This is a genomic window from Erwinia oleae, from assembly GCF_000770305.1.
GTDB lineage: Bacteria > Pseudomonadota > Gammaproteobacteria > Enterobacterales > Enterobacteriaceae > Erwinia > Erwinia oleae.
Map to the genome: position 1 here is coordinate 91075 of NZ_JNVB01000015.1, position 7487 is coordinate 98561.

The following is a 7487-nucleotide window of genomic DNA, read 5'->3' on the forward strand; positions in this document are numbered from 1 at the left end:
GGTCGCGATGCAACCTTTATTGCAACTTAAGGGCATTGATAAATCTTTTCCCGGCGTGAAGGCGCTCTCCGGCGCCGCGTTGAACGTGTGGCCGGGCCGCGTGATGGCGCTGGTCGGTGAAAACGGCGCGGGCAAATCCACCATGATGAAGGTGATGACCGGCATCTATCCACGCGACGCCGGATCGGTGTTGTGGCTGGGTAACGAAACCACTTTCAACGGGCCGAAAGACTCGCAGGAAGCAGGCATTGGCATTATCCATCAGGAACTGAACCTGATCCCGCAGCTCAGCATTGCGGAAAATATCTTTCTTGGCCGCGAGTTCGTTAACGGCTTTGGCTGCATCAACTGGAAAAAGATGTACGCCGGGGCGGATGTGTTGCTGAAGCGGTTGAACCTGCGCTTTAACAGTCACCGGCTGGTCGGCGATCTGTCGATTGGCGACCAGCAGATGGTCGAAATCGCTAAGGTGCTGAGCTATGAGTCAAAAGTGATCGTCATGGATGAACCGACGGATGCGTTGACCGACACGGAAACCGTGTCGCTGTTTCGCGTTATTCGTGAGTTGAAGGCGCAGGGCTGCGGCATTGTTTACATCTCTCACCGCATGAAAGAGATCTTTGAAATTTGCGACGACGTGACTATTTTCCGTGACGGCCAGTTTATCGCTGAGCGCCCGGTAGACGGCCTCGATGAAGAATCGCTGATTGAGATGATGGTCGGGCGCAAGCTGGAAGAGCAGTATCCGCGGCTGGATAAAGCGCCGGGCGACGTTCGCCTGCGGGTGGACAACCTGAGCGGGCCCGGCGTCGATAACGTCAGCTTCTCACTGCGTAAAGGCGAAATTCTTGGTGTGGCCGGGCTGATGGGCGCGGGCCGCACCGAACTGATGAAAGTGCTTTATGGCGCGTTTCCCCGTACCAGCGGCAGCGTGACCCTTGACGGTAAAAAGGTCATCACGCAGACGCCGGAAGACGGGCTGCGCAACGGCATCGTTTATATCTCTGAGGATCGCAAGCGCGACGGGCTGGTGCTGGGCATGTCGGTAAAAGAAAACATGTCGCTCACCGCGCTGGACTATTTCAGCCATCGCGGCGGACGCCTGAAGCATGCGGAAGAGCAGATGGCGGTCGGCGATTTCATCACCCTTTTCAATGTAAAAACGCCCTCAATGGAACAACCTGTTGGCCTGCTTTCCGGCGGTAACCAGCAGAAAATTGCCATTGCGCGCGGGCTGATGACGCGGCCGAAAGTGCTGATCCTCGATGAACCAACGCGCGGCGTTGATGTGGGCGCGAAGAAAGAAATCTATCAGTTAATCAATCAGTTTAAAGATGAGGGGCTGAGCATCATCCTGATCTCCTCGGAAATGCCGGAGGTACTCGGCATGAGCGATCGCGTACTGGTGATGCATGAAGGCCGCCTGAGCGGCGATTTCTCCATTGAACAGGCCACGCAGGAAGTGCTGATGGCGGCGGCAGTAGGTAAGCAAAATAGCGCGGAGCTGGCAATATAATGAACACCCAATCTCTTCAGGCCAATCGTATATTCAGTAAAACCTGGCTGCTGGAGCAGAAATCGCTGATCGCGCTGATCGTGCTGATTGCGATTGTTTCCAGCATGAGCCCGAACTTCTTCACCGTGAACAATATGTTCAATATCCTGCAACAGACCTCGGTCAACGCCATTATGGCCGTCGGGATGACGCTGGTGATCCTGACATCAGGTATCGATCTCTCGGTGGGTTCGCTACTGGCGCTGACCGGCGCGGTAGGCGCGTCGCTGGTCGGCATGGAGGTGAACGCGCTGGTGGCCGTTGCGGCTTCGCTGGCGCTCGGCACCGTTATTGGCGCGGTAACCGGCAGCATTATCGCGAAAGGCAAGGTGCAGGCGTTTATCGCCACGCTGGTAATGATGCTGCTGTTGCGCGGCGTCACCATGGTTTATACCGACGGCAGCCCGATCAATACCGGCTTTAACGACAACGCCGATCTGCTCGGCTGGTTTGGCATCGGTCGTCCGCTGGGCATCCCGACGCCGATATGGCTGATGGCGATTGTCTTCCTGCTGGCGTGGTACATGCTGCATCACACCCGTCTGGGACGCTACATCTATGCGCTGGGCGGTAACGAGGCGGCAACCCGTCTCTCCGGCATCAGCGTCAGTCGCATCAAGATCGTTGTTTACGCCCTCAGCGGCATGCTGGCCGCGCTGGCCAGCACCATCGAAGTGGCGCGTCTCTCCTCGGCCCAGCCAACGGCGGGGACGGGTTATGAACTGGATGCGATTGCGGCGGTGGTACTTGGCGGCACCAGTCTGGCGGGCGGCAAGGGCCGGATAATGGGTACGCTGATTGGTGCACTGATCCTCGGATTTTTGAACAACGGGCTGAACCTGCTCGGCGTGTCGTCTTACTACCAAATGATCGTCAAAGCTGTCGTCATTTTGCTGGCGGTGCTGGTAGATAACAAAAGCAGTAAATAACTCTCCCTACAGGAACTGATGATGAAAATGACCAAACTGACTGCACTTGCTGTTCTGCTCGGCGCCACGCTGAGCGCTAATGCGATGGCGAAAGAGACTATCGCGCTGGTGGTATCCACCCTCAACAATCCGTTTTTCGTTTCATTAAAAGACGGCGCGCAGAAAGAAGCCGATAAGTTGGGCTACAACCTGGTGGTGCTGGATTCGCAAAACAACCCGGCGAAAGAGTTGGCCAACGTGCAGGATTTGACCGTGCGCGGCACTAAACTGCTGCTGATTAACCCGACTGATTCCGATGCGGTGGGCAACGCGGTGAAAATGGCTAATCAGTCTAAAATCCCCGTGATCACCCTTGACCGCGTGGCATCCCAGGGCGTCGTCGTCAGCCATGTGGCTTCTGACAACCGCTTTGGTGGTAAAATGGCCGGTGATTTTATTGCGAAGAAAGTTGGCGAAAACGCCAAAATCATTGAGCTTGCCGGTATTGCGGGCACCTCTGCCGCACGCGAGCGCGGCGAAGGCTTCAAAACCGCCGCTGATGCGCACAAATTCAACATTCTTGCCAGCCAGCCAGCGGATTTCGATCGCACTAAAGGGCTGAACGTGATGCAGAACCTGCTGACCGCGCATCCTGACGTGCAGGCGGTGTTTGCGCAAAACGACGAAATGGCGTTGGGTGCAATGCGTGCGTTGCAGACGGCCGGTAAATCAGACGTTGTGGTGGTGGGTTTTGACGGCACCGCCGATGGCGTAAAAGCCGTTGAGGGCGGCAAACTGGCTGCTACCGTGGCGCAGCAGCCGGAGCAGATCGGCGTTATTGGCGTGCAGACCGCTGATAAAGTGTTGAAGGGCCAGAAAGTTCAGGCGATCAACCCGGTTGATCTGAAGCTGGTAACGAAATAAAAGACGCCATGCGCCGCCTTTCAACGGCGGCGCCTTTTTCAGGACGATGCCTTTATGAAAAAAACCGGCAGGCTGGCCGTGCTTGGCAGCATCAACGCAGATCATATCCTCAATCTTGCGCAGTTTCCGCGGCCAGGTGAAACGGTGATCGGGAAGCAGTATCAGGTGGCATTTGGCGGGAAAGGCGCTAACCAGGCGGTGGCCGCCGGGCGTAGCGGCGCAGACATCGCTTTTATTGCCTGCGTGGGCGATGATGATATCGGGCAACGTATTCGCACCCAGCTTGCTGATGACCACATCGATACCGCGTCCGTTGACGTAGTCGCGGATGAATCCACCGGCGTGGCGCTGATTTTTGTTAACGGTGCGGGTGAGAACTGTATTGCCATTCACGCGGGCGCTAACGCCGCACTGACCACGACCCGTATCGGTAAGCATCAGCAGGTGATTGCCGATGCTGACGCGCTGCTGATGCAGCTTGAGTCGCCGCTTGACAGCGTACTCGCCGCCGCGAAGCTCGCGCATCAGCACAACACGCGAGTGATCCTCAACCCGGCACCGGCCGTCAAGCTTTCCGATGAGATGCTGGCGCTGGTGGATATGATCACCCCAAACGAAACGGAAGCGGAAATCCTTACCGGCGTGCATATCGACTCTGACGAATCCGCAGCCCGCGCGGCGACGGTTTTGCATGACAAAGGTATCGCCAGCGTGCTGATTACGCTTGGCCGCCGCGGTGTCTGGCTGAGCGAGAATGGCAGCGGTCAGCGAATTGCTGGCTTCAACGTTCAGGCGGTGGATACCATCGCGGCGGGCGATACCTTCAACGGCGCGTTGATTACCGCTTTGCTGGAAAAGAAGCCGATGATTGACGCGGTACGTTTCGCGCATGCCGCCGCCGCTATCGCGGTAACGCGACATGGCGCGCAGCCTTCAGTGCCGTGGCGCACTGAAATCGACCAGTTTTTACAACAACAGGGGTAGCGCTTGGCTACGATGAAGGACGTTGCACGACGCGCGGGCGTATCCACGTCCACCGTTTCTCACGTCATTAATAACAATCGCTTCGTCAGTGAAGCGGTACGGGAAAAGATCACCGCCGCCATTGCGGAGCTGAACTATGCGCCCTCCGCGCTGGCCCGCAGTTTGAAAATCAATCAAACCCGCACCATCGGTATGCTTCTGACGGCCAGCAGCAACCCGTTCTATTCAGAAGTGGTGCGCGGCGTGGAGCGTAGCTGCTACGAGCGCGGCTACAGCCTGATATTGTGCAACACCGAAGGCGATGAGGATCGCATGAATCGCAGTCTGGAAACGCTGCTGCAAAAGCGCGTCGACGGTCTGCTGATTATGTGTAACGAAAGCCATATTCCCTCCGCTGCTCTTCTCCATCGTTATCCTTCGATTCCTTCGGTGATGATGGACTGGTCGCCTTTTGATGGCGGCAGCGACATCATTCAGGACAACTCGCTGCTGGGGGGCGAGATGGCAACGCAGTTTCTGATCGCGCGCGGCTACCGGCGCATTGCCTGCATTGCCGGGCCGCAGGATAAAACGCCTGCGCGACTGCGCCTGGAAGGCTTTCGCAAAGCGATGGCACTCGCCGGTCTGCCGGTGTCATCCGACTATATCGTTAGCGGCGATCTCGAGTTCCAGGGTGGTTTTCATGCCATGACGGAATTGCTGACGCGTCGTCCTCTGCCCGAGGCGGTATTTACCAGCAATGACGCAATGGCGGTAGGGGTTTATCACGCGCTCTATCAGGCGGGACTGTCAGTACCGCAGGATATCGCGGTGATTGGCTATGATGATATTGAGCTGGCGCGCTATATGTCGCCGCCGCTGACCACCATTCATCAACCTAAAGATGAACTGGGCGAGCTGGCCATTGATACCCTTATTCATCGCATGGCCAGCCCTGACGCCAGCCAGCAACTGCTGGTGCTGACGCCTGAGCTGATTGAGCGTGGCTCGGTCAGCCAGCGTTAAGCAGCGCTTTTTTTGCGTTTTTCCCGATTGCTGATCAGATGGCGACCGTCGCCAGGTTTAAGCATCCTGAACACCAGGCCTGAGATCACCGTCAATATTCCCATTGTCAGGAAGGTGGCGTGGAAATGCTGCTCGGTACTGCCGTCAAAATTTTCATAGAATCGCAGCACCGCCGCGCTTACCGCCACGCCAAAACCGATGGCGATCTGCTGAGTGACCGCCAGCATGCTGTTGCCGCTGCTGGCGTTGGCGTCATTCAAATCGGCCAGGGTAATGGTGTTCATCGCGGTAAACTGTGTGGACATGGCCATGCCAAGAACGAAAAGCGGCAGCAGCAGCAGTGCCAGACCCATCGTCGGCGTCTGTAAGGCGAAAGAAGCAATCAGCGCGCCGATAATAACGCTAATCCACACCAGCGTGTTGCGGTATCCGAACCAGCGCAACACCTGCGTCACCATCGACTTGGCAAGCAGCGATCCTAACGCCGTCGGTGCCATCATGCAGCCCGCCAGCAGCGCCGAATAGCCAAAACCGACCTGAAGCATCAGCGGCATCAGAAAGGGCACACAGCCGGTTCCAAGGCGCGACGCGACATTACCGAGAATTCCCACCGAAAAGGTACGCGTCCTGAACATCGGCAGCGGAATAAGCGGGGCGGAAGCGCGGCGCGCGTGGAAGATATAAAGAAGCAGCAACAGTACGCCGCCGAACGTTACCGCCACGGCGATGCTGGTGGCGACAATCCTCTCGCCGAACAGCTCAATGCCGCTGGAGAGTAGCACCAGGCCAAAGCCGAAGAGGATAAAACCAATTAAGTCGAAGCGGCGCTTTGGCGTGGTGAAATCAGGCATATATTTTCTGGCATAGATAATACCCAGCACGCCCATTGGAATATTAATCAGAAAGATCCAGTGCCAGGTGGCCCAGGTGACCAGAATGCCGCCCAGCATCGGGCCCAGAACCGGACCAATCAGGCCGGGCATGGTGACAAAGTTCAGCACGGGCAGCAGTTCGCTGCGCGGATAGGCTCTCAACAGCGCCAGCCTGGCAACCGGCATCATCATTGCGCCGCCAATGCCCTGCACCACCCTGAAGCTGACCAGCATCGTCAGCGAGTTCGACAGCGCGCAGGCCAGCGAACCCAGTGTAAAAAGCGAAACAGCAATAATGAACACTTTACGCGTGCCGAAACGATCCGCCAGCCAGCCGCTCACCGGGATCAGCATGGCAACGGTTAGGGTGTAGCTGATAACGGCAGATTGCATAGCCAGCGGCGAGCGGTTCAGGCTCCGGGCAATAGCGGGAAGGGCGGTGTTCAGTATCGTGGCATCCAGCGCCTGCATAAAAAAGGCCATGGCGGCGATCCACGGAAGTCCGGCCATACTGCGCGCGGATTTTATCATTGGGCGTCCTTTTTCGATTATTTTGCGGCTGCGCCGTAATAAGTAGAAGAAAGAATAGCATCCTGAAGAGAGAGTCTGTGACGATGAAAAGTGTGGAATAGCGTCAGACTGATAGAAAATGAGCGAAAAGCGATGCTTTTTTTACCTTTTGGTGAAAAAAAAGACGGTCAGACATTTTTTTGCAAATTGCGCTTGTCTGCCGCAGGGAAGTCCCTATAATGCGCCACCATCGACACGGAACAACGGCTTAACGGTCGCCGGGTTGAGAGATTCTGTAAGAAGGAATCGTCGGGGAAAATTCTGTAAAACAGGGTTGACTCTGCAAGAGGAAAGCGTAATATACGCCACCTCGCGAACCGCCGGTTAAGCCGCGTTCGCACTGCTCTTTAACAATTTATCAGACAATCTGTGTGGGCACTCGCAGGATTGATATCACAGCCTTCGGGCAGATGAACTATCAAGTCTTTGTTGAGTGAACACGTAATTCATTACGACGTTTTAATTCACAGAGCGCCGCCATCCACGTGATGGCAAATCAGACTTTAATTGAAGAGTTTGATCATGGCTCAGATTGAACGCTGGCGGCAGGCCTAACACATGCAAGTCGAACGGTAGCACAGAGGAGCTTGCTCCTCGGGTGACGAGTGGCGGACGGGTGAGTAATGTCTGGGGATCTGCCCGGTAGAGGGGGATAACCACTGGAAACGG

Annotated in this window: 6 protein-coding genes and 1 rRNA gene; 6 read left to right on the forward strand and 1 reads right to left on the reverse strand. The window is 56.3% G+C overall.

Annotated features, from left to right (window positions below; genetic code table 11):
* The first annotated feature begins 7 nt into the window (after window positions 1-7).
* From rbsA to rbsR, 5 genes are read left to right on the forward strand one after another with little or no spacing between them, the layout of a single operon-like run.
* Window positions 8-1516, forward strand: coding sequence for a ribose ABC transporter ATP-binding protein RbsA (gene rbsA / locus GS12_RS07350; protein WP_034945415.1), 1509 nt, complete (start codon window positions 8-10; stop codon window positions 1514-1516).
* Window positions 1516-2484 (forward strand): ribose ABC transporter permease, encoded by a 969-nt coding sequence (gene rbsC / locus GS12_RS07355; RefSeq protein ID WP_034945416.1) that lies wholly within the window; start codon window positions 1516-1518, stop codon window positions 2482-2484. The genes rbsA and rbsC overlap by 1 nt, the downstream gene beginning before the upstream one ends.
* Window positions 2485-2505: 21 nt before the next feature.
* On the forward strand, window positions 2506-3387 hold the full coding sequence (rbsB, locus tag GS12_RS07360) for a ribose ABC transporter substrate-binding protein RbsB (RefSeq protein ID WP_407637852.1): 882 nt from the start codon (window positions 2506-2508) through the stop codon (window positions 3385-3387).
* A gap of 54 nt (window positions 3388-3441) precedes the next feature.
* Window positions 3442-4371 (forward strand): ribokinase, encoded by a 930-nt coding sequence (gene rbsK / locus GS12_RS07365; protein ID WP_034945417.1) that lies wholly within the window; start codon window positions 3442-3444, stop codon window positions 4369-4371.
* 3 nt (window positions 4372-4374) lie between these two features.
* Window positions 4375-5376: a ribose operon transcriptional repressor RbsR gene (gene rbsR / locus GS12_RS07370; RefSeq protein ID WP_034918281.1), complete on the forward strand. Its 1002-nt coding sequence runs from the start codon at window positions 4375-4377 to the stop codon at window positions 5374-5376.
* On the opposite strand, the gene mdtD is transcribed toward rbsR, so the two are convergent.
* Window positions 5373-6779 (reverse strand): multidrug transporter subunit MdtD, encoded by a 1407-nt coding sequence (mdtD, locus tag GS12_RS07375; RefSeq protein WP_034945418.1) that lies wholly within the window; start codon window positions 6777-6779, stop codon window positions 5373-5375. The two genes, rbsR and mdtD, sit on opposite strands and share 4 nt — an antisense overlap.
* 543 nt (window positions 6780-7322) lie before the next feature.
* Between mdtD and GS12_RS07380 the strand changes: the two genes are divergently transcribed.
* Window positions 7323-7487, forward strand: a 16S ribosomal RNA gene (locus tag GS12_RS07380); the annotation flags it as partial.

Bases quoted from the DNA above. Each gene is read 5' to 3' on its own strand.
- rbsA (WP_034945415.1), top strand. From the start codon at position 8: ATGCAACCTTTATTGCAACTTAAGGGCATTGATAAATCTTTTCCCGGC.
- rbsC (WP_034945416.1), top strand. From the start codon at position 1,516: ATGAACACCCAATCTCTTCAGGCCAATCGTATATTCAGTAAAACCTGG.
- rbsB (WP_407637852.1), top strand. From the start codon at position 2,506: ATGAAAATGACCAAACTGACTGCACTTGCTGTTCTGCTCGGCGCCACG.
- rbsK (WP_034945417.1), top strand. From the start codon at position 3,442: ATGAAAAAAACCGGCAGGCTGGCCGTGCTTGGCAGCATCAACGCAGAT.
- mdtD (WP_034945418.1), bottom strand. From the start codon at position 6,779: ATGATAAAATCCGCGCGCAGTATGGCCGGACTTCCGTGGATCGCCGCC.